Consider the following 26,224-nt stretch of genomic DNA (forward strand, 5'->3'; position numbering starts at 1 on the left):
TGCTGCGCCTTCCGCGACTGTTGGAGGAGGAGATCGCTGCTATCAGCGCACTGCCGTCGCGCCCTTCAATCGTTCCGTTTCGGAAGTGACTTCGCTGTGCATCGACCCGACCATCGGGGGATGAACGATCAGGCTCTACGGAGGCAGATTTAGAAGGGTGCACAAGGCGATGGCGACAGTTCTGCCTCGCCGCCGTCCTCGGCCTCAATGTTCGTACGACAGGCTTACCGACACATTTACCATTGTCGGTAACCACGTCGTTTTAGCTTTCGCTAACCAAACAATGCGAAGACTGCGCGCATGAGGGGGCTGCATATCATCGCGATCACCGGTCTTGCGATCGGTTTGGGAGCACCCGTGTTAGATCCGGTACAAGCGAGATCGTCGCTCGCCTATGCCATCGCTCGCGATGGCCGGCCCAACGGGCCGATGGCGGGAGTCCTGCAATGCGTCCCATTCGCGCGCAATACCTCCGGGATCAGGCTTTACGGCGATGCCCATACCTGGTGGCGCCAGGCGGAGGGCAGATATGCGCGCGGCAGTGTGCCCCGGCCCGGTGCGGTAATGACGATCCGCCCGCATGGCGGCTCGAGCCTGGGCCATGTCGCGACCGTCAGCCGCATCGTCGATGCGCGCACCATCCTCATCAGTCACGCCAACTGGTCTGCTCCCGGCCAGATAGAGCGCAACGTCACGGCAAGGGACGTATCGCCGGCCAACGATTGGAGCGAGGTGAGAGTGTGGTACGCACCGATCGCCAGCCTGGGTGGCGGTCACTGGCCGGTTTCAGGATTCATCTACAATGCACGGCCCGGAGCGGATTTGGCCGAGACTTCGCTTGCCGAGCCCGGACGTGCCACTTCATCCGGCAAATCCATTCCGCGCACGACGCTCACCCGCGTGGTGCCATCGAAGCTTGCGAAAGTGCGTTTCGGAAACGAGCCCCACCGGCCGGAACCAGCGAACAAGGCCACGCGACCATCTGGTCCGGCACAGGCGCCGGTGAGCTTGGCGAATGCGCGAATCTGGCGGGCGCAGGCGGCGAGACTGCGATCGGGCCGGGACCCGATCGGCGCAATCATCGCCAGTTCACGCTAGGCGTTCAGCCCTTCCGGGCGACGGGCGCATCGTCGCCCAGGTCTTCGAACCACGCTTCCACCGGCCCGCTCAGCTTGAGCGTCAACGGCTGACCGTTGCGATCCCGCGTCTTGCCGGCCTGCACCCTGATCCAGCCTTCGGAGATCGAATACTCCTCGACGTTGGTGCGAACCGCATCCTTGAAGCGGATCCCGATCCCGCGCTGAAGCTTGTCCGCATCGAAGTGCGGGCTGCGCGGATTGATCGCGAGGCGATCGGGCGGAACGTCGGCGCCGCCGGCGCTGTCCTGTGCTGCCGGTTGCGCACCGCCCTGCTCGCCGGCTTGTGCTTCGCTGTCGATCGCGGCCTCGGTGGGCGCGGTTGGTTCGTCGGTCATGGCGGTGGCTTTACGTCGCATTGGCCACTTGTCAACGCAACGCTCTTCGTCTAACCGCCCGCCTTCCGCTTCGGCAGCGGGCGCGTAGCTCAGCGGTAGAGCACACCCTTCACACGGGTGGGGTCGCAGGTTCAAACCCTGCCGCGCCCACCAGCCTTAACCCGGCTGGAAACTGCGCCTGAGGCGACCTTCCCAACCACTACATTCCGGCCACCCTGACCGGTCGTGCACAGCATATGCACAGCACTAAATTCCTTCGCTTCGCGGTGCACGGTGACCCACATTGTGATCAGCGCGCGTCACGCTGGCACGCCTTGCCTGTCGGCGTGCGAGGCGGCATAGCGCCGGCCATGCACGATATCCGCCTCATTCGCGACGATCCTGCGGCCTTCGACGCCGCGCTTGCCCTTCGTGGCGTCGATGCGGCGTCGGCGGATCTCATCGCGCTCGACACCCGGCGGCGCGACGTGGCGACGCGGATGCAGGATGCGCAAAACCGCCGCAACGAAGCGTCCAAGGCGATCGGCCAGGCGATGGGCAAGGGCGACGCTGCCACGGCCGAGGCGCTGAAAGCCGAAGTCGCCGCGATCAAGGAGACGCTACCCCACCTCGAGGCTGAGGAGCGTGAACTCGACCAAGGGCTGCGCGATGCGCTGGCGCGGCTGCCCAACCTGCCCGCGGACGATGTGCCGGCGGGTGCGGACGAGGCCGATAACGTCGAGGTCGCGCGTTGGGGCACCCTGCCCGAATTTGGCTTCACACCGCGCGAACATGCCGATCTTGGACCGGCGCTAGGCCTTGATTTCGAGACCGGAGCCGCGATCGCGGGATCGCGTTTTACGTTCCTGCGCGGCGCGATGGCGCGGCTGCATCGCGCGCTTGGCCAGTTCATGCTCGACATGCAGACCGACCGGCACGGCTTCATGGAATGCGCACCGCCGCTGCTGGTTCGCGACGAAGCCGTTTATGGGACCGGACAATTGCCCAAGTTCGCTGAGGATCTGTTCCGCACCGGTGATGGTCGCTGGCTGATCCCGACCGCCGAGGTCTCGCTGACCAACGCCGTGCGCGAGCAGATCCTGGCCGCCCTGCCCGTGCGGATGACCGCACTGACCCCTTGCTTCCGCTCCGAAGCCGGCGCTGCGGGGCGTGATACGCGCGGCTTCATCCGCCAGCATCAATTCGAGAAGGTGGAACTTGTCGCGATCTGCAAGCCCGAGGACAGCCCCACCGAGCACGAGCGAATGGTCGCCGCCGCCGAGGCAGTGCTGCAGGCGCTCGCGCTCCCCTATCGCAAGATGCTGCTCTGCGCCGGCGACATGGGCGCCAGCGCGCGCAAGACGTTCGACCTCGAAGTCTGGCTTCCGGGGCAGGCCGCCTATCGTGAGATCAGTTCGATCTCCAACTGCGGCGACTGGCAGGCGCGACGGATGAACACCCGTTACAAGCCGGAAGGCTCGAAGCGGACCGAATTCGTCCATACCCTCAACGGCTCCGGCCTTGCGGTCGGTCGCACCTTGGTGGCGGTGCTGGAGAACTATCAGGACGAAGACGGATCGGTGCGGGTGCCCGAGGCGCTCAAGCCATGGATGGGCGGTCTCGAACGCTTGACCCCGGGCTGAGGATTCACCCCCACTCTCCATCAAATGGTCATGCGAAGCGCCTTTGCAGGCTGGACGATAACGCCTTAGGAACAATCGCATGCGTATCCTGCTCACCAACGACGACGGCATCAACGCTCCTGGCCTCTATGTCCTGGAGAAGATCGCCGCGCAGCTTTCCGACGATATCTGGATCTGCGCTCCGTCCGAGGAGCAATCGGGCGCTGGCCACTCGCTGACGCTCAACCGTCCGGTCCGTCTGCGCGAACACGCGGCCAGGCGCTTTTCGGTCACCGGCACTCCCACCGATGCGGTGACGATGGCCTTGAAGAAGGTGCTGCCCGGCAAACCGGACCTGATCCTCTCGGGCGTCAACCGCGGCGCCAATCTGGGCGACGACGTGACATATTCCGGCACGGTCTCGGCTGCGCTGGAAGGCGCTCTGGCGGGCATACGCTCGATCGCGCTCAGCCAGGTCTATCGGCGCGAGGGCGTGGGCGATGGCGTGTCGTTCGCTGTGGCCGAGAACTGGGGCGCAAAGGTCATCGCGCCTTTGCTGGAGACGCCGTTCGCCCCTCGCACGTTGATCAACGTCAACTTTCCGCCGATCGCCTCCGAGGAGGTCAAGGGCATCCGCGTCGCTCGCCAGGGCTTCCACGATTATGCGCGTGGCTCATTGATCGAGAGCGTGGACCCGCGCGGATTCCCCTATTTCTGGTTCGGTCTGCACGGCATCGAGCACACGCCGGGCCATGATACCGATCTGGAGGCGATCGCCGACGGCTATGTCTCGGTGACGCCGCTTCATGTGGACCTGACGCACGAAGCGTCTCTCGCGCAACTGGCGGAACGCTACGCCGGATGAAGGGTGCCGCGTTACTGCTCGCCGCAGCCCTTCTGCCGCTTTCACTGCCGGCTCACGCCGCTCCCGAGCATGTCGTTCGCGAAGGCGAGACCCTCAACGGCATCGCCAATCGCAATGGCGTGACCGGCAAGGCGCTGGCCGAGGCCAACGGTTTGAAGGCACCGTTCGCCTTGCGCCTGGGTCAGAAGCTGACGCTTCCTCGCGCCAATCCCGAAGAAGCCACGAAAAAGACCAAGCTGGCCGCGAAACCTGCGCGTGCAACCCAAAAATCTCCGGGTGCCACCCAGTCGCCGGGTAAGGCTGGTGCGGCCCGCCCCGCCGACCGCTCCGCGCCAGTAGAGGAAAGCGTCCACCTCGTCACCGAGGGGGAGACGTTGGGCGGCATCGCCAGCCGCGCCAAGGTTCCCCGCGTGCTGATCGCCGAAGCGAACGGCATCGCCGCGCCCTATGACGTGCGTCCCGGCCAGAAGCTGCTGATCCCGCGCACGCGGCACTACGTGGTCAAGGCCGGCGATACCGGTTTTGCCATCGCCTATCGCTACGGCGTGCCGTGGTCGCAGATCGCGGTCGCCAATGGGCTGGATGCGGCCGCTCCGGTGACCGCCGGCAAGCAATTGCTGATCCCCACCATGCTGGAGCCGCAGGGTACGTCGCCCGCCAGCAAGGCTGCGGACGCAACCGCCGTCAAGACGGCCGCGACTGCCAACGCCGTGGCGACAGCCGCCGTAGCCGCGGCGAAAGCTCCTGCCGGCAAGGCCCCTCCGCGCCTCACCTGGCCGCTTTCCGGCGCGATCCGGCGCGGCTGGAGGGCATCGGCGGGTGAGGATCATCACGACGGCCTGGACATCACCGCGCCACGCGGCGCGGCGGTGCGCGCGGCGGCCGCCGGCACCGTGATCTTCGCCGGCGAGGAGAAGGATCAGTTCGGCAATCTCGTCGTGCTCGATCACGGAGACGGCTGGAACACCGCCTATGCCTTCCTAAGCAAGATCACCGTGACAAAGGGTAGTCGCGTCAGATCGGGCGAGCGTATCGGCCTGGTCGGCAATACCGGCAAGGCACGCGGTAACGAGCTTCACTTCGAAGTGCGGCAAAGCGGTCTTCCGATCGATCCCATGGTCGCGCTACCCAAATCGCCATGAAGCCGCGTATTGCGCTTTGGCCCGCATGATACGACGTCCCCCGACACGCGCAGCCAAGCCCTTGCGCCGCGCGCTGGCGGTCCCGGTCTGGGCCGACCTGGCGCTACGCCTGGGCGCGGCGCTGGGACTGGTGTTCCTGGTCGTGCTGATCCACTGGAGCGACCGCGAAGGGCTGAAGGACGCCCACGACGGCGTGGTCAGCTTCCTCGACGTATTCTATTTCACGATGATCTCGATCACCACCACCGGGTTTGGGGACATCGCCCCGGTGAGCAACAGTTCGCGGCTGATCGAGGCGGTAATCGTCACGCCGATTCGGTTCGCGGTGATCTTCATCTTCGTGGGAACGGCCTACCAATTCGTGATTCGGCGTAGCTGGGAGAAATGGCGCATGCGCCGCATTCAGGAACAACTGTCGGGCCACATCGTCGTGCTCGGCTATGGCGTCAGCGGCGCCGAGGCGGTCGGCGAACTGATCGCCCGCGGCACTGATCCGCACGAAATCGTCGTGGTCGACCAGGGCAGCGCCAGGCTCGAACATGCCGAAGCCGCCGGCTGCAACGTCCTCGAAGGCGATGCCACGCGCGATGCGACTCTGGCGGCGGTGCGCATCGATCAGGCGCGCGCCGTGCTGGTGTCGGCCGGGCGCGACGATACCTCGATCCTGATCATCCTGACCGTCAAGCATCTGGCGCCCAAGGTGCCGATCACGGCCGTTGTGCGCGCCGACGACAACGAACTGCTGGCACGGCAGGCCGGCGCGGACAACGTCATCAATCCGGTGCGCATCACCGGTCTTATGCTGGCAGGCTCGGCACAGGGGCGGCACGTATCGGAGTACCTGTCCGATCTAGCCTCGGTCGGTGGCAGGGTGCAACTTGTCGAGCGCGCCGCAACCCCCGAAGAGGTGGGCCGACCACTGTCGGACCTGTCCAGCGGCGGCAGAGGTCTGCGAATCTATCGCCACGGCAAGGCGATCGGCTTCTGGGAAGACGGCGCCAAGCGGCTCGAAGCGGGCGATCAGATCGTCGAGATCGCGCCCACCTGCGACAAGGAAAGCACCGCTCCTGTCGATGGCCCCTCACGCGGCTGATCCTCGGCCCGTCGCCGCAGGTTCAGCCCAGCAGCCAGAAGACCGCCCCCATGGCGAGGTAGGCGATCAGCCAGAACCCGCAGTCGAGCAGCCGTCGCATCGGTTCGGTTCCCGACCGCGCATGCGTCAGCCACACGGCGGGGATGACGAAGAACAACGCGACACCGCCGGTCTGCATGAAATAGAGCCACGGTCTGGCATCGAGCACCGCGGCCCCAATCCGCGCGAAGTTGTGCCCCAGCATGATCGCCGCCAGCAGCAGGATCAGCCCGACCATCCAGAACTTGCCGGGCGAACGCGCCGGACCGCCCAGCAAGGGGCGCCCCGTGCGGAACATCGGCCCGTTCCACACGATCCCGAGGGCCAGAGCCAGAACGGTGGCAAGGACCACCGCCAACCAGTTTACCGGACCCATCGATGTCTCTCCCGCGCGGCGTTGTGCCGGCTGCCTTTCGCAATGGTAGCGAAAAGGTGCGAAAAGGTATATGGCGCCGCGTTCCATGGCATTAGAACTTCCCTCGGCCCGCAAGGTGGGCATGGTCAGCCTCGGCTGTCCCAAGGCGCTCGTCGACAGCGAGCGCATCCTCACGCGGCTGCGCGCCGATGGTTACGCGATGAGCGCGGACTATCAGGGCGCTGACGTCGTCCTGGTCAATACCTGCGGGTTCCTCGACTCGGCCAAGGAGGAAAGCCTGTCCGCCATCGGTGAGGCGATCGCCGAGAACGGTCGCGTCATCGTCACGGGCTGCATGGGCAACGAGGCCGAGGCGATCCGCGCCCGTTTCCCGCAAGTTCTCGCGGTGACCGGCGCACATCAGTACGAGGCCGTCGTCGAGGCGGTTCACGAGGCGGCCCCGCCTGAACTTGGCCCCTATCTCGATCTCATACCGCAAGCGTCGGACGAGCGGGGCATCAAGCTGACTCCGCGCCATTACAGCTACCTCAAGATTTCCGAGGGCTGCAACCACGCTTGTGCGTTCTGCATCATCCCGCAGATCCGGGGCAAACTTGCGAGCCGTCGGATCGATGCCGTACTTCGCGAGGCTGAAAAGCTGGTCGCCTCCGGTACGCGCGAACTGCTGGTGATCAGCCAGGACACCTCGGCCTATGGCGTGGATATTCGCCACGAAGAGCGCATGTTCCATGGTCAACCGGTCCGTGCGCACATGACCGATCTGGCGCGCGAACTTGGCGGGTTGCGGTCGCCCGACGGGGTGCGGCCGTGGGTGCGCCTGCACTATGTCTATCCCTATCCCCATGTCGATTCGGTCATCCCGCTGATGGCTGAAGGGCTGCTGACGCCGTACCTCGATATTCCGTTCCAGCACGCGGCACCCAACGTGCTGCGCGCGATGAAACGACCAGCAAACGAAGCCAAGGTGCTGGAGCGCCTGCACAAATGGCGCGAGATCTGTCCCGATATTGCCATCCGGTCGAGCTTCGTCGTCGGCTTTCCAGGAGAGACCGAGGCCGATTTCGAGTACCTGCTGGAGTGGCTGGAGGAGGCTCAACTCGATCGGGTCGGCGCATTCCGCTTCGAACCTGTCGAAGGTGCTGCTGCCAACCTGCTGCCCGGAGCGGTACCCGAGGCCGTCAAGGAAGAGCGCTACGCCCGCATCATGGAAAAGACCGCCGCCATCAGCGCCGCGAAGCTTGCCGCAAAGATTGGCCGCGTCTTGCCGGTGATCATCGATGAGGTCGGTGAGCCTGACGAGGATGGTGATATCGGTGCAACTGGCCGCTCGCAGGCAGACGCACCGGAGATCGATGGTGCGGTGTACCTGCGCCAGGTCGACGCGCAACTTCGACCCGGCAGCATCGTCGAAGCCCTGATCGAAGATGCCGACGCGCACGACCTGTATGGTGCGGTGCTAACCGACAGGCCATCGTAACTGCGCTTTCGATTGCAAAGTTTGCATGTCAGGCTGTCTGTTTCGCACTTGCAGCATGACGTAAACGTCAGCATAGAGGGCGTGCCTTTCAGGCATCCTCTCCCAAACTTTCATAGGGTCGGTCCTCGGATCGGCCCTTTTTTTGTTCGATCCCGCATGGGCCACGCGATCGACCTGCCGCGCCGACTGGCAGCGCTCCCGCAATTGCCCTAGTCCTGCAGCCATGGCCGATTCATCCCGCATCTACACCGCCGCGCTCATCGTGATCGGCGACGAAATCCTTTCCGGGCGCACGCATGACAAGAACATCGCGCAGGTCGCCGCCTGGCTCGGCATCCAGGGCATCCGGCTTGCCGAGGTGCGGGTGGTCGCCGATGTCACCGCCGCCATCGTCGAAGCCGTCAACACACTGCGCCTTCGCAACGACTATGTGTTTACCACCGGGGGCATCGGCTCGACTCATGACGACATCACCGTCGACGCCATCGCCGAAGCGCTTGGCGTCCCGGTCATCGTCCACCCCGAGGCGCGCCGAATCCTCGAAGTATATTACGAGGCAAAAGGCGGTTTGAACGATGCACGTCTGCGCATGGCGCGCGTGCCGCAAGGGGCCGAACTGATCCCCAACCGCTTCACCGGCGCGCCCGGCATCCGCTTTGGCAACCTGTTCATCATGGCTGGCGTGCCGCAGATTACCGCCGGCATGCTGGATGCGTTATCGGGCACGCTGCCGGGTGGCGCCTTGTTACTGACCGAAACCGTCGGGTGCTGGGTGGCAGAAAGCGAAGTCGCCAGCTTGTTGAGCCAGACCGAGGCCGACCATCCGAGCTGCCAGATCGGCAGTTATCCCTTCTGGCGCGAAGGCCGTGGAGGCGCCAACTTCGTCATACGCTCGGTCGACGCCGAGCAGCTCGCCGCTTGCGCAAAGTCACTTGGTCAAGGCCTCGAAGCTCTGGGCAAGCCGGCCATGATCGGCGGGATCTGACGCCGATCGGTAGCCGCCTCACGTGGCCGCGTCTGGTACCTCGTACGAAACCTGCGAACGAGGTACCGCAGTGTCAGGCCGCTACCGTCTCGCTGCCGGCGATGGACGTGCGGTGCATCATGCGACCGGTCGACTTGTCGTAAGGTATGGCCCGGTGCATCGCGCCGGTGTTGTCCCAAATCACGAAGTCGCCCTTGGTCCACTTGTGCCGCAAGGAGTACGCCGGCTGGGCCGCCCACTCCTGCAAGCGGATCAGCAGTGCGCGTCCGGCGGGGACGTTCAAACCGACGATATGATCGGCGGTCGTGCCGATCACCATCGACTTTCGCCCGGACTCGTGAGTCCAGACCACCGGATGCTCCTTGATCAGGCCGATCCCCAGCACCTTTTCGCGGTGCTTCTCGGGGATGGCGTCGGCGATCGGTGACAGGCTTGCACGGACCGAGTGGACCGCCTTCATCCCCTCCAGGGCTTCCTTCTCCTCGTCCGGCAAACCTTCGTAGGCCGCATAAGTGCTGGCGAATTCGGTCTCGCCACCCTTGTCGGGCGCGATGCGGCATGACAGCAGCGTGGCGAACGGCGGCGGCATGTCGACGGTGATACCGTCCATGTGCCAGAAGAACGTGCCCAGCACATATTCGGGTTGCGGATTGATCTTTTCGTCGAGCGTTACCTGATAGACGTCTTCGTTGTTGGCCTGCTGGTTGTTGCGTGCCGTCAGGCGTACGGTGCCCCCCATCAGGTCGGTGATCTTCAACTGCTCCTCATCCGTAAGGTCGAGTTGCGGAAAGACGACAACTGTCCGCTCCTCCACCTTGGTGCGGATTGCCGCCGCTGCCTCGGGGGTGAAAAGATCCTGTCGGTCGTCCCAGACAACGCGCGAACCGATGAATTCCTTGATGTTCTCGAAGTGGATAGCCATTGGCCCGCTCCCGGATTTTATGTGCTGAACAGGTGTACAGCAGCTGCTGTTAGACCGGTTCGCACTGCGCGTAAACGGGTTTGCGAACGAGGCTACTTCTTGAACACCACCGCCGTGCCGACTTTCACCATCTGAGCAAGCCGCGCGGCATCCCAGTTGGTCAGACGCACACAGCCATGGCTCTCGCTGTTACCGATCGAGGCCGGTTCCCCGGTTCCGTGAATACCGTAGTGATCCTTGGACAAGTCGATCCAGACCACACCGACCGGTCCGTTAGGGCCGGGCTTGAGCAAGGCATCCTTCTTGGAATCGCTGACGTCCCAGAAAAGCTTGGGATTGAAGTGGTAATCGGGGTTCTTGCTGACACCCAGGATCTTCCAGTCACCGATCGGCAGCGGATCGTGCGCGCTGCCGGTAGTGACCGGAAACTGCGCCAGCAACTTTCCCGCGGCATCATACGCACGCAACATCCCCTGCGACTTGGAGACTTCCACCTTGTCGGCCTTGGGCTGATCAGGTGAGACACCCAAGGTGACCAGGGTCTTGTTCCAGTCGCGCGCATCCTCTCCGAGCGTCGCCGGATCGACCTCGGGGATGTTCGGTACGCGGATGGTGGCTCCGGCCCGAACCGTTGCATTGGGTCCGCCGTTCAACGCCGCGAGCGTCTCGGGCGTGGTGTGGAACCGCTCGGCCAGTGCTTCGGTAAGATTGCGATAGGACAGATGATCGTAACTGGCCTGCTTCGAGGTTTCCTTGGGCAAGTCAGGGATGAATGGCCCCTTGGCGAAATCCTCCGGAACCCTGACCATTCGCGTGGCCGGCATCTTCGCCGCATCGCCAAGCGCCTGCTTGGTGGCGTCATCAAGCTTACCGGTTTCGGGAAGATCATGCGCCGCCTGGAAACCGCGCAAGGCTGCCGTGTCGAAACGGGTCGTCTTTCCGTCGATCACGCCGGAGGAAAAGCCGAGGCGGTCTAAGGCAACTTCGAGCGCCATCGCAGGCGGGGCCGTAAACGGCGGGCCCGAATCGGGAGCATCGACGAAGCCAAACCCTGCCACGGGGGACGCGGCCGATGCCTGCGTCTTTGGCTGCTGGGTGGCATCAGGCGCGGCCTGACGACAACCCGCCAGCGCAAGCACCGCGACCGACAAGGTAAGAACAACTTTCAAGCATACGCTCCCGTTATATCGGGAATCTAACGCTCGTGTGATGCACCATGTTCCACAGGATCGCCTACATGGGGCGGACAGTCGTTACGCCTTGGCCGAGTAGATCATGCGTCCGGGACCAAGCAGATCGAACAAGCGCGCGAGTTCGTTCTCGCCGACGGCGAAGCAGCCTTGGCTGCGGCCCAGCTTGCCATGCGCGGGGATCATGTCGGCATTGGCGTACCATGCACCATGGACCACGATCGCGCGTTCGAGTGCGTTGTTGTTGGTCGGGTCCAGACCAAGCAAACGCTGCGATCGACCATGCTTGCCGACGTAGTAATCGGCAGTAACGAAAGCGCCCTGGCTGGAGGCGTTGGAGTCCGGCACGTTGGAAAAGCGCTGAAGATAACCGGTATGACCAGGATCGGAGCCGGACCCGTGGGCGACGAGGAAGTCGGTCATCTTGCCCGACGCGATATCCAGCACCTGCATGCGCGGCTTGGAGGACGGGCCGGAGAAGTCGACGATCGCGATACGGTCGCGATGCGCTACCATGCGGCTATGCCGATCGAGAGCGGCAAGTGCTTCTTGCACGATACGGGGTTCGCGCGCCGGGTTCGCTGCGATTGGCACCGTCCGCGCCTGCGTCAGATCCGCTGCGGGCAACGATCCCGACAGGGGAGACCTGGACGCCGAGACGAGGTGCTTGGGCGAACCGGTGCATGCGCTGGCGGCGGCCACGATGCCTGAAAGCACCAACTGCCGCCGTCCAATCATGAGTGGTGGTATCATCGTATTGAATATAGACCATTATTTTGGACGCAGACGCGCCCGTAGCTCATCGTTTCTTACGAGTCTGTGCACTTGGGTACGTTTTTGGCCAAACTCGCGACAGAATGGTTATCTGTCGCGACAAAGCCCGGAACGAAAAAAGCCGGCAGGGTCTCCCCCGCCGGCCTTCATCGAATAGAAGCAGCGTGGCGTCAGGCGCCAGCGATCTCAGCAGTGTCGATCTTGAGGCCCGGGCCCATCGACGACGAAAGCGTGATCTTCTTCACGTACTTGCCCTTGGAACCCGATGGCTTGGCTTTGACGATGGCATCGACGAACGCGTCGAAGTTCGTACGCAGGTCCGTATCGGAGAACGACATCTTGCCGATGCCGGCGTGGATGATGCCCTGCTTCTCGACGCGGAACTCGATCTGGCCGCCCTTGGCGTCCTTGACCGCTTGGGTGACGTTCGGGGTCACGGTGCCGAGCTTGGGGTTCGGCATCAGGCCCTTGGGGCCCAGCAGCTTACCCAGACGACCGACGACGCCCATCATGTCCGGCGTCGCGATGACGCGATCGTAGTCGAGGTTGCCGGCCTGCATGTCTTCCATCAGGTCTTCGGCACCGACCTTGTCGGCGCCGGCGGCCAGAGCCTCGGCAGCCTTGTCACCCTTGGCGAACACGGCGACGCGCACGGTCTTGCCGGTGCCCGACGGCAGCGACACCATGCCACGGACCATCTGGTCGGCGTGACGCGGATCGACGCCCAGGTTCAACGCGACTTCGATGGTCTGGTCGAACTTGGCGGTGCCCAGATCGCGCAGAAGCGTCAGCGCCTCGTCGACCGGGTAGAGCTTCATGTTGTCGCCCAGCTTGGTGGTGAGCGCCTGTGCCTTCTTGGTCTGCTTAGCCATGATCAGCCCTCCACCACTTCGAGACCCATCGAACGCGCGGAGCCTTCGATGATCTTGGTCGCCTGGTCGATATCGTTCGCGTTGAGGTCGGCCATCTTGGTCTGAGCGATCTCGGTCAGCTGCGAGCGCTTGATGGTGCCGGCAGAATCCTTGCCCGGGGTCTTCGAACCCGACTTGAGGCCGGCGGCCTTCTTGATCAGGAACGAGGCGGGAGGCGTCTTGGTGACGAAGGTGAAGCTGCGATCCGAATAGACGGTGATGATCGTCGGGATCGGCATGCCCTTCTCGAGCTCCTGCGTGGCGGCGTTGAACGCCTTGCAGAACTCCATGATGTTCACGCCGCGCTGACCCAGCGCCGGACCGATCGGCGGCGAAGGGTTGGCGGAGCCAGCCTTCACCTGCAACTTGATGTAACCGTTAATCTTTTTTGCCACGAGGGCGTTCCTTTCACACTTTTGCCGACCCGAGGGTGCGGCTCATGTTAAGCGGTCAGACGGAAGAGCTGGCCCCTTCCTCCCGCACGATGCCCGATCGAGCTGCCTCGACCGGAAGCGCGCGCCGATACAGCGATCGGCGCACGATGTCCAGCGATACCCCCGAACGGGGCATTGCGGATTACTTGGAAAGTTCGACGTGCTCGAAGTCGAGTTCGACCGGGGTGGCGCGACCGAAGATCGAAACCGAAACCTTTACGCGGTTCTTGTCGAAATCGAGTTCCTCGACCACGCCGTTAAAGGTCGCGAACGGGCCATCGAGGACCTTGACCGAGTCGCCGATCTCGTAATCGATGTTGATCGTCTTGCGCGGGGCGGCGGCAGCGGCCTCGGCGGCGCCGAAGTAGCGCGAGGCCTCGCTTTCGCTGATCGGCTGCGGCTTGCCGTTGTTGCCCAGAAAACCGGTGACCTTGGGCGTGTTCTTGATGAGGTGGTAAACGTCGTCGCTGAGCGAAAGCTTGGCGAGCACGTAGCCCGGCATGGTCTTGCGCTCGGTCTGGACCTTCTTACCGCGCTTGACCTCGTTGATCATCTCGGAAGGGACCTGAACGTCCTCGACGTAATGCGACAAACCCAGGCGCTCGGCCTCGGTGAGGATGGCTTCCTTCACCTTGCTCTCGAAGCCGGAATAGGCGTGAATGATATACCAGCGGGCCATTTCGTCTCTCTTGGTCGGTCCCGGTGCGTCTGCCGCGCGGCCGGAACGAAAGTGCAGATTAGATCAGCGACAGCAGCCAGCGCACGAACGTGCCGAATGCCGTGTCGATGCCCAGGAAGAAGACGGCGAGGAACACCGTCATCAGCCCCACGAAGATCCCGGTCGTGATCGTTTCCTGGCGCGAGGGCCAGTAGATCTTCGATGCTTCGGCGCGCACTTGCCGAATGAATTCGCCGGGGCTGGTCTTGGCCATGCTCGTTCGTCTCTTGCCTGCCCGCCGGAATAGCGGAAGTTGCCTGTCTTCCGGCTAGGCTTCATCGCCGCCCCGGCCGAGGCCGGGAGGGGCAGAGAGCTTTCTTCTGTCGGAAGAGGAAGGCGATCTAGCTAGACTCTGGCCGGTTTGCAAGCCGCGCGAGGAACGAGTTGGGCGAGCGGAACAGGATGCGCGCGCCATCTGGCAGGGCAACCGGGTGCGCGGTGCCGATGTACCAGAGGTAATCGGCCTGCTTGGCGGGCTTGAACCGACGCAAGTCGATGCGCTGCCACGGCGCGTAGAGGATGCGCTGGCTGGGATCGGCAAAGCGGCGGTACTTGCGCTCGGCCATGCCCAGCAAGTGCACTTCGGGTAGCGCGAAGTTTGAATTCTCCTTGGCGCTGCGCCGTACGACCGCATAGCTGCCGAAGTGCTCGAAGCTGCCGAACTCCCATTGGCGGCGCGGAATTGCGACCGCGGTGGCGACGGTGGCGCCCTGCGGCACCTGATCGAGCGCGTGGATCATCCGCTGCGAAGTCTGCCCATCCTCGTACCAATGCTGGGTGGTGATGGCGATACGAATGGCGAACAGCGAGCCGACCAGGATCAGGCCCCAGCGCGGCGCCGGCCAGTTTATCGCCAGGCACGCGACCAGCAGCGCGGCGGTGCTCAGGCGGTAGTCCGCGTAATCGCCGCCGAAGATATGGCGCGGCACGATCAGCGTCAGGATGAAGAGGATCAGCGCCGCCCAACCCAGCCGCCCGTCGAGCCGACGGGTGATCGCGGCCACGACCAGCAACGCCACGACGACCGAAACGGTGGCGATATCGAACCACTCGACGTGGCTGCGCAGTGCGCGATAGAGGATCGACCACTTGTATTCGAACACCTGGCGGCCGTAGCCGACCTTGGTGTTGCTGCCTGCGCCAAGCAGCATCGGGAACAGCGGGAAGATCAGCGGCCATGGCGCCACAATCGCGCGCCAGCTTTCTCTCCAGCTACGCCGGCTCCACTCGTAGCCGAACACCAGTACGCCCAGCACGCCCCAGCCGGAGACGTGACACAGCCACACGACAAAACCGATCGGCACCATCGCCAGCGCCCGCCAGCGCCAGCCTTCCCAGCGGACCCAGCCGGCAAAAGCGAACAACGCCAGCGCCAGACTGAGCGAGTAGTTGAGAAACCCCATCAGCAGCGCCGGCGACCAGATCGTGGTGAATGCCAGGATCGCGCCGACGCCGATGCGGCCGCGCAAGGTCCAGGCGACGGCCAGGAACGACAGGCCGGTCAGCAGGGGGATAATCCAGGCGATGAATTTGCCGGCCGCCTCCAGCCCCAGCAACGGGGTGAGCGGCACCATCAGCAATTCGGAGCCGAGATTGCCGGTCCATTCCCAGTGAAAGCTGTAGTAGCGCGTCAGGAACGGATCGCGCCCATGATCGAGCATGATCTTGTAGCCGGCCAGATGCGACGGATAGTCGGTCATCTGCGGCGCCCAGGCCACCAGCACGGGCAGCGTCGCGGCAAGCGAAAGCACGATGCCGAGCCACAGCCCCACGTCGCGCTTCCAGTCCCGTAACGCAGTCATCGTGCCGACTTCGGGACCGGTCAAACCGTGCATGTTCGCCTGGGTTGCTTTCGATATTGCCTGGCAGGAGTGGAGGGACTCGAACCCACGGCCCTCGGTTTTGGAGACCGATGCTCTACCAACTGAGCTACACTCCTGCGGGCGGGGGTGCCTGTAGAACGGCCGATGCGGAATGGCAAGCGGTACGCGGGCCGTTTCTGCTCACGGCCCCCGCGGCCCCCACATAATGATGACCGCACCCGACAGGCAGACCACCGCGCCGATCGTGTCCCAGCGGTCGGGCCGCACGCCTTCCACCAGCCACAGCCATAGCAGGGCGCATGCGATGTAGATCCCGCCGTATGCGGCGTAGGCCCGACCCGCCTTGTCACTGTCGACCAGCGTCAGCAGGTAGGCGAACAGGCAAAGCGAGGCGATGCCCGGCCCGATCCACCACACCGGCTTGCCAAGCCGCAGCCAGGCCCAGAACGCGAAGCAGCCGGCGATCTCGGCTAACGCAGCGGCGATGTAGACCAGCGGTGTCATCTTCCCCCGTGCCCCTCAATCCTCAAGGATCAGGCTGGCGCGACGCGTGTCGCGCATGCGGACGTAGACGACGAGCGAAACCGCGATCATCGCCGTGACGTACCAGTAGAACGCCCGCTCCATCTCGTGCAGCTTGAGCCACAACGCCACGTACTCGGCGGTGCCACCGAAGATCGTATTGGCGATCGCGTAAGGCAGCGCCACGCCCAGGGCGCGGATGTGGGCGGGGAACAGTTCCGCCTTCACCACCGCGTTGATCGAAGTGTACCCGCTCACCACCACCAGCGCCGCCAGAACCAGCGCGAAGGCGGCAAAGGGACTGGTCGTGCCTTCGAGCAGCCGAAAGATCGGATACGTCAGCAACACGCCCGAGACACCGAAGCCGATCATCACCGGCTTTCGCCCCACCCGATCCGAAAGCGCGCCGAATACCGGTTGCAGCAGCATGAACACGAACAGCGCCGCAGCGGTGATCCGGGTGGCGCTGGCGTTGGAGAAGCCGCTCGTATTGACGAGGAATTTCTGCATGTACGTGGTGTAGGCATAGAACGCCAGCGTGCCCCCGGCGGTCAGGGCCATGACCAGCATAGCCTCACGCGGGTGCTGCTTGAACAAGGCCGTGCCGCTCGATCGGGGCACGTCGGACGGTACCGCCGCGGCTTGCGCGTTGGCGAAGCTTTGCGTTTCGGCCAGACGCCGGCGCAGATAGAACACCAGAGCCGCCAGCCCTGCACCGATGACGAACGGGATGCGCCAGCCCCATGCCTTGAGCACCGCGTCCGACATCGTCGACTGCAGAACCAGCAGCACCGCCAGCGCGACCAACTGCCCGGAGATCAACGTCACATATTGAAAGCTGGAATAGAACCCGCGCCGTTTGGACCCGGCCATTTCGCTCAGATAAGTCGCGCTGGCACCATATTCGCCGCCGACGCTCAATCCCTGCAGCATCCGGGCCAGTACCAGAATCGCGGGTGCCCAGGCGCCGATGGTGCGGTAGCCCGGCGTGCACGCGATCATCAGCGAGCCGGTACACATCAGCGTGACCGATAGCGTCAAACCGGCCTTGCGCCCGCGTCGGTCGGCATAGATCCCCATGATCCAGGCGCCGATCGGCCGCATCACGAACCCGACCGCGAACACCGCGGCGGTGTTGAGCAACTGGAGCGTACGGTCGCCCGAAGGAAAGAAGATCGGCGCGAAATAGAGCGTGAACGCAGAGTAGGCGTACCAGTCGTACCACTCCACGAGGTTGCCGGCCGATCCGCCCAGGATGTTGCGGAGCCGGTGCCGCTCGGGAGCTTCGTTCATCGCCTGACTATGCGCCAGCCCTCGACATCCGCGCAACGCCAAGTTGACGTCGGATCGGGTTTCATTCGCGACGCTCGGGCACTATGTGCATGGCATGACCCCGACCCACGCCAGCGCTTCTGGCACCTCCGCCCTGCCCGCTACCTTCTGGGATGCCGCCCGGCGTGGCATCACCTGCAAGTGTCCGCGCTGCGGGCAGGCACCATTGTTTCGCAAGTGGCTCAAGTCGGTCGATCATTGCGCCGCTTGCCGGCAGGACTGGTCACATCATCGCGCCGACGACTTTCCGGCCTATATCGCCATCCTCGTGGTCGGCCATCTGCTGGCGCCGGTCATGATCGCGATGGCGGATACTCCATTATCGCCACTGGCGATCATCGCCATCCTGATCCCGCTATCGGTGGCGATGATGCTGGGCATGCTGCAGCCCACCAAGGGTGCGGTGATCGCGGTACAATGGTGGCATGGCCTGCATGGCTTCCAGAAGGAGCGCCTGGCGCAGGCGCCGCTCGGCGTGGATCCGTCGCGTCCTGAATGAGCGGCGCCATGCTAGCTCCTGATCGGCTGGAGCGATTGGCCCGCCATATCGTGCTGCCAGAAGTCGGCGGCACCGGGCAGGTCGCACTTGCCGATGCGCACATCGTGCTCATCGGCTGCGGTGGTATCGGCAGCCCTGCCCTGCAGTATTTCGCCGCCGCCGGGATCGGCCGCCTGACGCTGGCCGACTCCGACACGGTGGACCTCAGCAACCTCCAGCGCCAGACCATCTTCACACCCGACGATGTCGGCCAGCCCAAAGCGCAAGTCGCGGCGCAGTGGGTACGCCGATTCGATCCCGCTCTGGATGTCCGCGCTGTTATCGAGCGGGTCGACCATGCCAACGTGGCGCGGATCCTCGATGGAGCGGATGTCGTGCTCGATGGCTGCGACAACTTCACCACGCGGCTTATCGTGTCCGACGCCTGCGTCGCCGCTGGCATCGCCCTGACCAGCGTGGCGATCGGGCGGTTCCAAGGCCAGGTTGCCAGCTTTGCCGGGCATTTGCCGGAACAGGCCTGCTATCGCTGCTTCGTGGGCGATGCCTTCGATGCGGAAGATTGCGACACTTGCGCGGCGGACGGCGTGCTTGGGGCGATGGCCGGCATGGTCGCGACGTTCGGCGCGATGCAGGCGATCAGGGTGCTGCTGGAAGGCCACGCCGCGCTGGGCGACCCACAGTTCGGCAAGTTGCACCTGCTCGACGGGCTCGCCCCCTCGCTACGCACCTTGAACATCGCCAAGGATCCGGATTGCAAAGGGTGCGGCAATTGAGCGGATCGTTCGATCTGGCCCGGTTCGTGGCGGCGCAGGCGGACAGCTATGACACCGCGCTCGCCGAGATCCGGCATGGCGCCAAGCAAAGCCATTGGATGTGGTATGTATTTCCGCAAATCGCAGGGTTGGGCCATAGCGCGATGGCGCAACGTTATGCCATCACGTCTCTGGAAGAGGCGCGGGCATACCTTGGTCATCCGCTACTCGGTGCAAGGCTGCGCGAGTGCGTCGCCGCGCTCGACGGTTTGGCGGACACGACGGCTGAGCGCGTCTTCGGCAATGTCGACGCGATGAAGCTACGCTCGTCCTTGACCCTGTTCGAAGCCGCCGGAGCACCGTTCGGTTCGACGATCGAGCGCTGGTTCGGCGAGCGCGACGGCGCCACGCTGCGGCTGATCAACTAGCCAGCAGTTCCTCCACCCAGCCGGGCACGACTTGCGTCGCCGGGCCATGGCGGGCCTCGTCGAACCACAGCGATCCCTTGCTTGGCTCAAGATTGAGCTCCAGCGTCGCGGTGCCGAGTTCTCGCGCGTTCCGCACCAGCCCGGCCGCCGGATAGACCGCGCCGGAAGTGCCGATAGAAACGAACAGCTCGGCCTGCGACAAGGCCGCGTAGATCTCGTCCATACGGTACGGCATCTCGCCGAACCAGACGACGTCCGGGCGCAGCGCGCGCTCCCCGCAGGCGGGGCATGGCGGTCGGTCGATCAGCGAGCCGGTCCATCGCGAGCGTACGTCGCAGGCGGTACACCAGGCATTGAGGTGCTCGCCATGCATATGCAGCACGCGTCTCGCCCCGGCGCGCTCGTGCAGGTCGTCGACGTTCTGGGTGACGATCAGCAGTTCGCCCGGCCAATGCGCGTCCAGTCTCGCCAGCGCATCATGCGCGGCATTGGGCTGCTTCGTCTGTATGGCCTCGCGCCGCATGTCGTAGAAGCGCAGCACCAGATCGGGATCGCGGACGAACGCCTCGGGCGTGGCGACATCCTCTACCCGGTGCTTCTCCCAGAGCCCGCCTTCAGAGCGGAACGTATCGATGCCGCTCTCGGCCGAGATACCCGCGCCGGTGAGGATGACGATGTTGCGGATGTCCTTCATCGCCGCCATGAGACACGTTCAAAGGGGATCGTGCAATGACAAGTCTGGGGCGCAGAATCGGCATCATCGGCAGCGCCGGTCGCATGGGGCAGGCCATCGCAGCCGCGATCGCGGATGCGGGCGAAGCTGTGGCCGGTGGTATCGGCCGGGACGAAGATGCCCTGCCGCTCGCCTTGGTCAGCGACGTTCTAGTCGATTTTTCCTCGCCCGCCGGTCTGGAAGGCAATCTCGATGCGGCTGTCGCCGCTGGCATTCCGATCGTGGTGGGCACGACCGGACTGGAAGAACGCCATCACTTTTTGATCGATCACGCCGTCGAGACCATTCCTGTCCTGCAGACCGGCAACACCTCGCTCGGCGTCACCCTGCTCGCCCATCTGGCGCGCGAGGCGGCGAGCCGGCTCGGCGAGGACTGGGACATCGAGATCGTCGAGACGCATCACCGCATGAAGGTCGACGCGCCGTCGGGCACCGCGCTACTGCTGGGCGAAGCCGCGGCTGAGGGCCGCGTCGTGAACTTGAACGAGGCGTCGGAGCGCGGACGCGACGGCGTGACCGGAAAGCGCGGCGTGGGAACGATCGGCTTCGCGGCCTTGCGCGGCGGCACGGTGTCGGGCGATCACTCGGTGATGTTTTTGGGCAATGCCGAGCGGATCACCCTGTCGCACCTGGCCGAGAACCGCGCGATCTTCGCCAAGGGTGCGGTGCGTGCATGCCAATGGTTGATCGGCAAGCCGGCGGGCCGCTATACCATGCCCGAGGTGCTGGGGCTTTGAACGGTCGGCAGACGTGAACAAGGCTAACACCTTCGAGTTCTTTCGCCGGCTGGCGGAGCTCAATCCCGATCCACAGACCGAGCTCGAATATGCCCGCGACAACGTCTATCAACTGTTGGTGGCGGTCGTGCTCTCGGCGCAATCGACCGATGCCGGGGTGAACAAGGCAACCCGCGCGCTGTTTCGCGACGTCACTACCCCGGCGCAAATGCTGGACCTGGGCGAGGAAGGCCTCAAGCAGCACATCAAGACCATCGGCCTGTTCAACTCGAAGGCCAAGCACGTCATCGGCTTGTCCGAGATCCTGATGCGCGATCATGGCGGCGAAGTACCGGCAGACCGCGATGCGCTCACGGCTCTGCCTGGCGTCGGCCGCAAGACGGCAAACGTAGTGTTGAACTCGGCGCATGGAGCCGAGACCTTCGCGGTCGACACGCACATCTTTCGCGTCTGCAACCGCACCGGCCTTGCCAAGGGCAAGACACCGCTGGCGGTCGAGAAAGGCCTCGAGAAAAACGTCCCCGGGCCCTTCCGGGTGGGCGCGCATCACTGGCTGATCCTGCACGGCCGCTACACCTGCAAGGCCCGGACGCCCGAGTGCTGGCGCTGCCCGGTGGTGGATCTGTGCGCCTACAAGGCGAAAGTGCTGGCAAAGCCAGGCAAGGCGAAACCGAAAGCACCGCAGTGAAACGCTGGCTGAAGCGGTTCTGGCTGCGCTACGTCTACTACTGCAAGGAACACTGGTTCATCGCGACGTCGATCGTTCTGACGGTGCTGTGGCTGCTCTGGCAGCTCATATCGCTGCTGGGGCCGTTACTTGAGCTTGCCGTCGCGCTGTTCTGAATCCCCTCAGGCCGCCGCGACGACATCCTTGTCGTCGCTGCTCACCGCCGAAATCACCGTCGCCGCGACCAGGTCGCCGACCACGTTGAGCGTCGTGCGGCACATGTCGAGGAAGCGATCGACCCCCAGGATCAGGCCGATCCCCTCGGGCGGAACCCCGACACCGTTCAGGATCAGCGCGATCACCGGCAGAGATCCCGCTGGTACTCCTGCCGTCCCGACGCCAGCCAGGATGCACACCAGCATTACGAATACCTGCTGACCAAGGTTCAGATCGACCCCGAAGAACTGCGCCAGAAACAGCACGGTCACGCCTTCGAACATCGCGGTGCCGTTCTGGTTGGCGGTCGCGCCGATGGTCAATACGAAGCGCGCGACGCGGGCCGGCAGCTTCAACTCCTCCTCCGCGATGCGCAGCGAAGTTGGCAGCGTGGCGTTCGAACTGGCGGTGGAAAACGCCATCACGCTCGCCTCGCGAGTCTGGCGAAAGAACGCGATCGGACTTTTCTTCGCCACGAACTTGAGCAGCAGCGAGAATACGCCGAACATCTGCAGGCCCAGTGCCAGCAGCACGACGCCGACGTAGGCCGCCAGCTTGAACAGCAGATCCCAGCCAAACTGCGCGGCCAGGTTGAACATGAAGCAGAAGATCGCGAACGGTGCGAGCTGGATGACGATGCCGATCAGCTTCATCGCCACTTCGAACACGCCCTCGATCGAATCCTTGAGCACGTCGGTCTTGGGCGATTGCACCAGCAGGATGCCGATGCCGAAGAACAGCGCGAAGAACATGACCGCCAGGATGTCGTTCTCGCTCATCGCGGTAATGACATTGGTCGGCACCAGGCTGAGCACAGCATCGACGCCGCTCTTGGCGTCCTTGGATGCGGCGACGATGCCCGACGCCGCCTTGCCCCCTTGCGCCAGCAGCGCCTGCGCCGCCTCGCGATCGACGCCCGCACCCGGGCGCAGCACGTTGACCAGCAGCAGCGACAGCGCCACCGCGATCCCCGAAACGATGACGGTATAGATCAGGGTCGCCAGCCCGACCCGCTTGAGCGCCTTGATCTCGCCCATCTCGGCAATGCCGATGACCAGCGCCGAGAACAGCAACGGTAATACCAGCATGAACAGCAGGCGCAGGAACACCTGCCCGATCGGCCCGGTGACGTACGTAACCACGGTGGAAACCCAAGGCGCATTGGCTGCGAAGGTATAGACCAGCAATCCGGCACCGAGACCGGCGATGAAGCCGATCAGGATCCGCCATTGCAAACCATTGGCATGGGTTTCCGTCGTTGTGCTCGTCGTCGTGGTCTGGGCCGCTACGGCGTCAGTCATGCAATCGGGTCCTCTTGGGGCGTATCCCTTGTCGCCGCCCGGCGCACACGAAGCAAGGGGGCCACCGCAAGGCAAGCGCCGAGTTGTCCGACGAGGCTTGCTCGCCAACCCGAAATCGCACCCCAAAGACGGTTCGGCCGGATCTCCGGCAGCGCCTGCCGGCTCAGCCGCGCAGGACCGCCTCGCTAATCCGGCGATAGATGCGCGACAGGGTCTCCAGATCGGGCACCGCCACCGCTTCGTCGCGCTTGTGCATGGTCGCGTTGCACAGTCCGAACTCGATTACCGGCGACACGGCCTTGAGAAACCGCGCGTCGGAGGTGCCGCCGGTGGTCGACAGTTCGGGCGTGATCCCCGTTTCGGACTTCACCGCCGCGACCACCATGGCGGAAAATTCGCCGGGCTGCGTCAAAAAGGCTTCGCCGGAAATCACCGCCCGCGCGGTGCCGCCATGGCGCGCGGCGACGGCGCTCACCCGCTCGGCGAGGCCAGTGCCGGTATGCTGGTCGTTGAACCGGATCGACAGCCGCGCGCTGGCCTTGGCTGGGATCAGATTGTGCGCCGGATTGCCGACGGTCAGATCGGTGACTTCCAGGTTCGATGGCTGGAACCAGTCAGTGCCCTCGTCGAGCGGCATCGCCTTGAGCTCGGCCAGCAGCGCGACAAGGCGCGTGATGGGGTTGTCGGCCAGATGCGGGTAGGCGACGTGGCCTTGCACACCTTCGACATCGATGAAGATGTTGACCGATCCGCGCCGACCGATCTTGACCATGTCGCCCAGTTGGCTGGAGGACGTGGGCTCTCCCACCAGGCACAAGTCCGGAATGGCATCCACTTCGCGCATCCGTTCGATCAGGGCGACCGTTCCGAAGCGTGCGGAGCCTTCCTCGTCGCCGGTAATGATGAAGCTGATCGTCCCGGCCGCCACCGGAACTCCGCGTGCGGCCGCCACCATCGCCGCGATCGAGCCCTTCATGTCGACCGCGCCGCGACCATAGAGCAGGTCGCCCCGGATCTCGGGCGTGAAGGGAGCGCTCGTCCACGCTTCTCCTGGCGGCACGACATCGAGATGGCCGGCGAACGCGAAGTGGCGCGATCCTTCCGGCCCACGCCGGATGGCGAGCAGGTTCTCGACCGGGCCGTCCGGCGCCTCTCCGGTGATAAAGCGGATCACCTCGAAGCCAAGCGGCGAGAGCTGGTCTTCCAGGCAGTCGAACACCGCACCGGTGGCCGGCGTCACGCTGGGGCAGGCCATCAGCGCACGGGCCATCTCGACGACTGACGGTGCGGCGGCTGGTTCGGTCTGGCTCATGCCTGCTCCTGTGGCATAGGCATCGCCCCTGCGACAAGCCGCAGTCGCTTTCAGCCCAGCGTGCCGTCCAGCATGGCGGCGAGGCGCAGTCCGGCCTGCTCGACCCGCCTCTGCACGATCGGCAGGCTCGCGGCGATCACCGGTTCGGGCCAGGTCGTGACCTTGGGCTCGGGCTTGTCGCAGGGGATCTTGCCGCCGAACGCCTGCGGATAGAGAAAGTCGCGCGCGATCTGCCAGCTTTCGCGCAACCAGTCTTCGGGTTTGCCACCGCTCAGATCGGCCCGCTCGGCAGCATCGTAGCGGCGCACCAGAGGCGGCTTTGCGGCGCTGATCGCCCGCTCGGCCATCGCGGTGTCCCAGATCGAATGCAGGTTCCAGCCCGGTGCGATGCCGTATGGCGTCTTTACCGCGTTACCACCCTGGTCATGATTGTCCGCGCCGTGAAGCGGCTGATGGATGTCGCCGATGAAGTGGGCGAGGAACGCCAAAGCCTCGAGTCGCTGCGCCGCCGGCAACGTGCGATCGGCCAGGATGCGACGATTGCGCTCGATCTGGGCACTGACGCAGTTGCCGTTGGCGCAGTCTGCCTTGACGTCGAAGGCGCCGCAGACCGGCTCGTCCTGATAATGCCACGGTGACGCGTAACCCCAGCGCCAGCTTTCGCCCTTGAGGCAATCAGGCCAGACGGCCGCGTCCTCCAGGCTGCGGACCCGGCACTTGGGCGTGCCAAGCCCCCGCTCGGCCTTGAGCAGCACCGCGATGCGCGCGCGGGTTGCCGGTGTGACGTTCTCCAGCGCGATCGCCGCGACCGTGCGATGACCATAAGCACCCCATGCCAGCACCGGCGCGCACCAGCTACCCGCCAGCGCCGCGAGGATGACCGTCAGGCGCCGGATCATGCGACGACCGGCGTCTCGTATTGCTCGATAACCCAATCCTCGGACTCGGCCGCTGCGACCCATTGACGCATCCACTCGTGCTCCCACATCGCCTGCATGTAGGAAGCCGCGAAGCCGGGCACGCCGATGCCATACGTGCGGAAACGGCTGACCACGGGTGCATAGATCACGTCGGCGGCGCTGAACGTCCCGAACAGGAACGGCCCGCCGCGCCCGAACCGTGCCCGCGCCTCAGCCCAGAGCGTCAGGATGCGCACGATGTCGGCGCGGACATCGGCGTCGATGGTCGCGCCATGCGCCTTGGCGCGCACGTTCATCGGCAACGCGCGGCGCAGCGGCAGATAGCTGGAGTGCATCTCCGCCACCATCGACCGTGCCATCGCCCGCGCGGCATCGTCCTTGGGCCAGAAGCGGTCGCGCCCGACCTTGTCGGCAAGGTATTCGATGATCGCCACACTGTCCCAGACGACCGCGTCGCCGTCCCACAGCACCGGCACCTTGCCCGACGATGGCGCCAGTTCCTCGGAGCTGCGCTTGCGCTGCTCCCAATCCTCGTCGAGAATCGGCACGGTCAGTTCCTCGAACCCGACGCCCGACTGCTTGACGGCGAGCCAGGCGCGCAGGCTCCAGCTCGAATAATTCTTGTTGCCGATGATCAGCTTCATGGGCGGCATCCCTCCTGCTGCAGCTTCGCGCCTAGAGGTTCAGCCTGCGCGTGTCGATGATGAACGCTGGATGGCATGCCCGCCTCTCGCGGAACCACAGGCCGGCGGCGCGCATTATCGAGGGCCAAGGAGTTAATGATGATCAAGTCCTTCCTTCTGGCCGCCACCGGTGCATTAGCGCTGACGGGCTGTGGTAGTTCCGGTACGACAACCGATCCAACCAAGGCGGCCGAGGACGGGATGCCTAGCGAGGCGCCGTCACCGATCGCCGGGGAGGCCGCGCCTGCAGCTCCCGCAGCGCCATCGCAGCCGAAGACTTCGCCCGATCCTGGCTCCG

30 protein-coding genes and 2 tRNA genes are annotated in these 26,224 nt (G+C 64.6%); 14 read left to right on the forward strand and 18 right to left on the reverse strand.

The window, feature by feature from the left end; translation table 11 throughout:
* Positions 1-357 precede the first annotated feature (357 nt).
* On the forward strand, positions 358-1,098 hold the full coding sequence (locus ACXJ1Z_RS03245; RefSeq protein ID WP_463779500.1) for a CHAP domain-containing protein: 741 nt from the start codon (positions 358-360) through the stop codon (positions 1,096-1,098).
* Positions 1,099-1,102: 4 nt separating this feature from the next.
* Here the strand turns inward: ACXJ1Z_RS03245 and ACXJ1Z_RS03250 are convergent, their stop codons facing one another.
* Positions 1,103-1,474 (reverse strand): DUF3297 family protein, encoded by a 372-nt coding sequence (locus ACXJ1Z_RS03250; protein ID WP_463779501.1) that lies wholly within the window; start codon positions 1,472-1,474, stop codon positions 1,103-1,105.
* A gap of 78 nt (positions 1,475-1,552) precedes the next feature.
* On the opposite strand from ACXJ1Z_RS03250, the gene ACXJ1Z_RS03255 reads away from it, so the two are divergent.
* The 5 genes from ACXJ1Z_RS03255 (at position 1,553) to ACXJ1Z_RS03275 (ending at position 6,175) form a co-directional block, all read left to right on the forward strand.
* Positions 1,553-1,627: transfer RNA gene (locus tag ACXJ1Z_RS03255), tRNA-Val, on the forward strand.
* Positions 1,628-1,824: 197 nt separating this feature from the next.
* The gene (serS, locus tag ACXJ1Z_RS03260; RefSeq protein WP_463779503.1) at positions 1,825-3,096 is read left to right on the forward strand and encodes a serine--tRNA ligase; all 1,272 of its coding nucleotides are present in this window, start codon (positions 1,825-1,827) and stop codon (positions 3,094-3,096) included.
* Positions 3,097-3,175: 79 nt separating this feature from the next.
* Positions 3,176-3,940, forward strand: a complete 765-nt coding sequence (gene surE, locus ACXJ1Z_RS03265) for a 5'/3'-nucleotidase SurE (RefSeq protein WP_463779504.1) — start codon at positions 3,176-3,178, stop codon at positions 3,938-3,940.
* A complete protein-coding gene (locus tag ACXJ1Z_RS03270) occupies positions 3,937-5,082 on the forward strand; it encodes a LysM peptidoglycan-binding domain-containing protein (protein ID WP_463779506.1) in 1,146 nt (381 codons plus the stop codon). The genes surE and ACXJ1Z_RS03270 overlap by 4 nt, the downstream gene beginning before the upstream one ends.
* Positions 5,083-5,107: 25 nt before the next feature.
* Positions 5,108-6,175 (forward strand): potassium channel family protein, encoded by a 1,068-nt coding sequence (locus ACXJ1Z_RS03275; RefSeq protein ID WP_463779507.1) that lies wholly within the window; start codon positions 5,108-5,110, stop codon positions 6,173-6,175.
* Positions 6,176-6,197: 22 nt separating this feature from the next.
* Here the strand turns inward: ACXJ1Z_RS03275 and ACXJ1Z_RS03280 are convergent, their stop codons facing one another.
* Complete coding sequence (locus ACXJ1Z_RS03280) at positions 6,198-6,590, reverse strand: DUF1761 domain-containing protein (RefSeq protein ID WP_463779509.1); 393 nt, start codon at positions 6,588-6,590, stop codon at positions 6,198-6,200.
* Positions 6,591-6,675: 85 nt separating this feature from the next.
* Here ACXJ1Z_RS03280 and rimO point away from each other — a divergent pair, with 85 nt between their 5' ends.
* Positions 6,676-8,067: a 30S ribosomal protein S12 methylthiotransferase RimO gene (gene rimO, locus ACXJ1Z_RS03285; protein WP_463779510.1), complete on the forward strand. Its 1,392-nt coding sequence runs from the start codon at positions 6,676-6,678 to the stop codon at positions 8,065-8,067.
* A 223-nt stretch (positions 8,068-8,290) separates the two neighbouring features.
* Positions 8,291-9,052 carry a competence/damage-inducible protein A gene (locus tag ACXJ1Z_RS03290; protein ID WP_463779512.1) on the forward strand — a complete coding sequence of 254 codons (762 nt, stop codon included), beginning with the start codon at positions 8,291-8,293 and terminating at the stop codon, positions 9,050-9,052.
* A 73-nt stretch (positions 9,053-9,125) separates the two neighbouring features.
* Here the strand turns inward: ACXJ1Z_RS03290 and ACXJ1Z_RS03295 are convergent, their stop codons facing one another.
* The 11 genes from ACXJ1Z_RS03295 to ACXJ1Z_RS03345 all read right to left on the reverse strand — a co-directional run bounded on the left by ACXJ1Z_RS03295 (position 9,126) and on the right by ACXJ1Z_RS03345 (position 17,639).
* A complete protein-coding gene (locus ACXJ1Z_RS03295; protein WP_463779513.1) occupies positions 9,126-9,974 on the reverse strand; it encodes a TauD/TfdA dioxygenase family protein in 849 nt (282 codons plus the stop codon).
* 92 nt (positions 9,975-10,066) lie between these two features.
* Positions 10,067-11,143 (reverse strand): L,D-transpeptidase family protein, encoded by a 1,077-nt coding sequence (locus ACXJ1Z_RS03300; protein ID WP_463779515.1) that lies wholly within the window; start codon positions 11,141-11,143, stop codon positions 10,067-10,069.
* 84 nt (positions 11,144-11,227) lie between these two features.
* Complete coding sequence (locus ACXJ1Z_RS03305) at positions 11,228-11,917, reverse strand: murein L,D-transpeptidase catalytic domain family protein (protein WP_463779516.1); 690 nt, start codon at positions 11,915-11,917, stop codon at positions 11,228-11,230.
* Positions 11,918-12,108: 191 nt separating this feature from the next.
* Entirely contained in the window at positions 12,109-12,810 is a 702-nt protein-coding gene (gene rplA, locus ACXJ1Z_RS03310; RefSeq protein ID WP_463779518.1) for a 50S ribosomal protein L1, read from the reverse strand.
* A 2-nt stretch (positions 12,811-12,812) separates the two neighbouring features.
* Positions 12,813-13,244 carry a 50S ribosomal protein L11 gene (gene rplK / locus ACXJ1Z_RS03315; protein ID WP_463779520.1) on the reverse strand — a complete coding sequence of 144 codons (432 nt, stop codon included), beginning with the start codon at positions 13,242-13,244 and terminating at the stop codon, positions 12,813-12,815.
* Positions 13,245-13,425: 181 nt separating this feature from the next.
* Positions 13,426-13,962, reverse strand: a complete 537-nt coding sequence (nusG, locus tag ACXJ1Z_RS03320; protein ID WP_463779521.1) for a transcription termination/antitermination protein NusG — start codon at positions 13,960-13,962, stop codon at positions 13,426-13,428.
* A gap of 58 nt (positions 13,963-14,020) precedes the next feature.
* The gene (gene secE / locus ACXJ1Z_RS03325; RefSeq protein WP_463779523.1) at positions 14,021-14,215 is read right to left on the reverse strand and encodes a preprotein translocase subunit SecE; all 195 of its coding nucleotides are present in this window, start codon (positions 14,213-14,215) and stop codon (positions 14,021-14,023) included.
* Positions 14,216-14,342: 127 nt separating this feature from the next.
* Entirely contained in the window at positions 14,343-15,836 is a 1,494-nt protein-coding gene (locus ACXJ1Z_RS03330; RefSeq protein WP_463779524.1) for a hypothetical protein, read from the reverse strand.
* 28 nt (positions 15,837-15,864) lie between these two features.
* Positions 15,865-15,940, reverse strand: a tRNA-Trp gene (locus tag ACXJ1Z_RS03335).
* A 64-nt stretch (positions 15,941-16,004) separates the two neighbouring features.
* On the reverse strand, positions 16,005-16,328 hold the full coding sequence (locus tag ACXJ1Z_RS03340) for a YnfA family protein (RefSeq protein WP_463779526.1): 324 nt from the start codon (positions 16,326-16,328) through the stop codon (positions 16,005-16,007).
* 15 nt (positions 16,329-16,343) lie between these two features.
* Positions 16,344-17,639: an MFS transporter gene (locus ACXJ1Z_RS03345; RefSeq protein ID WP_463779527.1), complete on the reverse strand. Its 1,296-nt coding sequence runs from the start codon at positions 17,637-17,639 to the stop codon at positions 16,344-16,346.
* Between the two features lie 94 nt (positions 17,640-17,733).
* On the opposite strand from ACXJ1Z_RS03345, the gene ACXJ1Z_RS03350 reads away from it, so the two are divergent.
* Genes ACXJ1Z_RS03350 through ACXJ1Z_RS03360 form a run of 3 tightly spaced genes read left to right on the forward strand, consistent with a single transcriptional unit; the run spans position 17,734 to position 19,357 of the window.
* Positions 17,734-18,177 carry a DUF983 domain-containing protein gene (locus ACXJ1Z_RS03350; RefSeq protein WP_463779529.1) on the forward strand — a complete coding sequence of 148 codons (444 nt, stop codon included), beginning with the start codon at positions 17,734-17,736 and terminating at the stop codon, positions 18,175-18,177.
* A gap of 8 nt (positions 18,178-18,185) precedes the next feature.
* A complete protein-coding gene (locus tag ACXJ1Z_RS03355) occupies positions 18,186-18,950 on the forward strand; it encodes a HesA/MoeB/ThiF family protein (protein ID WP_463779531.1) in 765 nt (254 codons plus the stop codon).
* Positions 18,947-19,357 carry a DUF1810 domain-containing protein gene (locus ACXJ1Z_RS03360; protein WP_463779534.1) on the forward strand — a complete coding sequence of 137 codons (411 nt, stop codon included), beginning with the start codon at positions 18,947-18,949 and terminating at the stop codon, positions 19,355-19,357. The genes ACXJ1Z_RS03355 and ACXJ1Z_RS03360 overlap by 4 nt, the downstream gene beginning before the upstream one ends.
* Here the strand turns inward: ACXJ1Z_RS03360 and ACXJ1Z_RS03365 are convergent.
* Entirely contained in the window at positions 19,350-20,051 is a 702-nt protein-coding gene (locus ACXJ1Z_RS03365) for an NAD-dependent deacylase (RefSeq protein WP_463781153.1), read from the reverse strand. The two genes, ACXJ1Z_RS03360 and ACXJ1Z_RS03365, sit on opposite strands and share 8 nt — an antisense overlap.
* A gap of 35 nt (positions 20,052-20,086) precedes the next feature.
* Here ACXJ1Z_RS03365 and dapB point away from each other — a divergent pair, with 35 nt between their 5' ends.
* From dapB to ACXJ1Z_RS03380, 3 genes are read left to right on the forward strand one after another with little or no spacing between them, the layout of a single operon-like run.
* Positions 20,087-20,827 carry a 4-hydroxy-tetrahydrodipicolinate reductase gene (dapB, locus tag ACXJ1Z_RS03370; protein WP_463779536.1) on the forward strand — a complete coding sequence of 247 codons (741 nt, stop codon included), beginning with the start codon at positions 20,087-20,089 and terminating at the stop codon, positions 20,825-20,827.
* A 13-nt stretch (positions 20,828-20,840) separates the two neighbouring features.
* Entirely contained in the window at positions 20,841-21,515 is a 675-nt protein-coding gene (gene nth, locus ACXJ1Z_RS03375; protein WP_463779537.1) for an endonuclease III, read from the forward strand.
* Complete coding sequence (locus tag ACXJ1Z_RS03380) at positions 21,512-21,670, forward strand: hypothetical protein (protein ID WP_463779538.1); 159 nt, start codon at positions 21,512-21,514, stop codon at positions 21,668-21,670. The genes nth and ACXJ1Z_RS03380 overlap by 4 nt, the downstream gene beginning before the upstream one ends.
* A 6-nt stretch (positions 21,671-21,676) precedes the next feature.
* Here ACXJ1Z_RS03380 and ACXJ1Z_RS03385 read toward each other — a convergent pair whose 3' ends face one another.
* From ACXJ1Z_RS03385 to ACXJ1Z_RS03400, 4 genes are all read right to left on the reverse strand, one after another.
* On the reverse strand, positions 21,677-23,011 hold the full coding sequence (locus ACXJ1Z_RS03385) for a dicarboxylate/amino acid:cation symporter (RefSeq protein ID WP_463779540.1): 1,335 nt from the start codon (positions 23,009-23,011) through the stop codon (positions 21,677-21,679).
* Positions 23,012-23,174: 163 nt separating this feature from the next.
* Positions 23,175-24,323 carry a succinyl-diaminopimelate desuccinylase gene (gene dapE, locus ACXJ1Z_RS03390; RefSeq protein ID WP_463779541.1) on the reverse strand — a complete coding sequence of 383 codons (1,149 nt, stop codon included), beginning with the start codon at positions 24,321-24,323 and terminating at the stop codon, positions 23,175-23,177.
* A 50-nt stretch (positions 24,324-24,373) separates the two neighbouring features.
* Complete coding sequence (locus tag ACXJ1Z_RS03395; protein WP_463779543.1) at positions 24,374-25,222, reverse strand: S1/P1 nuclease; 849 nt, start codon at positions 25,220-25,222, stop codon at positions 24,374-24,376.
* A complete protein-coding gene (locus ACXJ1Z_RS03400; RefSeq protein WP_463779545.1) occupies positions 25,219-25,887 on the reverse strand; it encodes a glutathione S-transferase family protein in 669 nt (222 codons plus the stop codon). Before ACXJ1Z_RS03400 ends, ACXJ1Z_RS03395 begins: the two co-directional genes overlap by 4 nt.
* Positions 25,888-26,224 lie beyond the last annotated feature (337 nt).

The organism is Novosphingobium sp. TK46 (assembly GCF_055361525.1).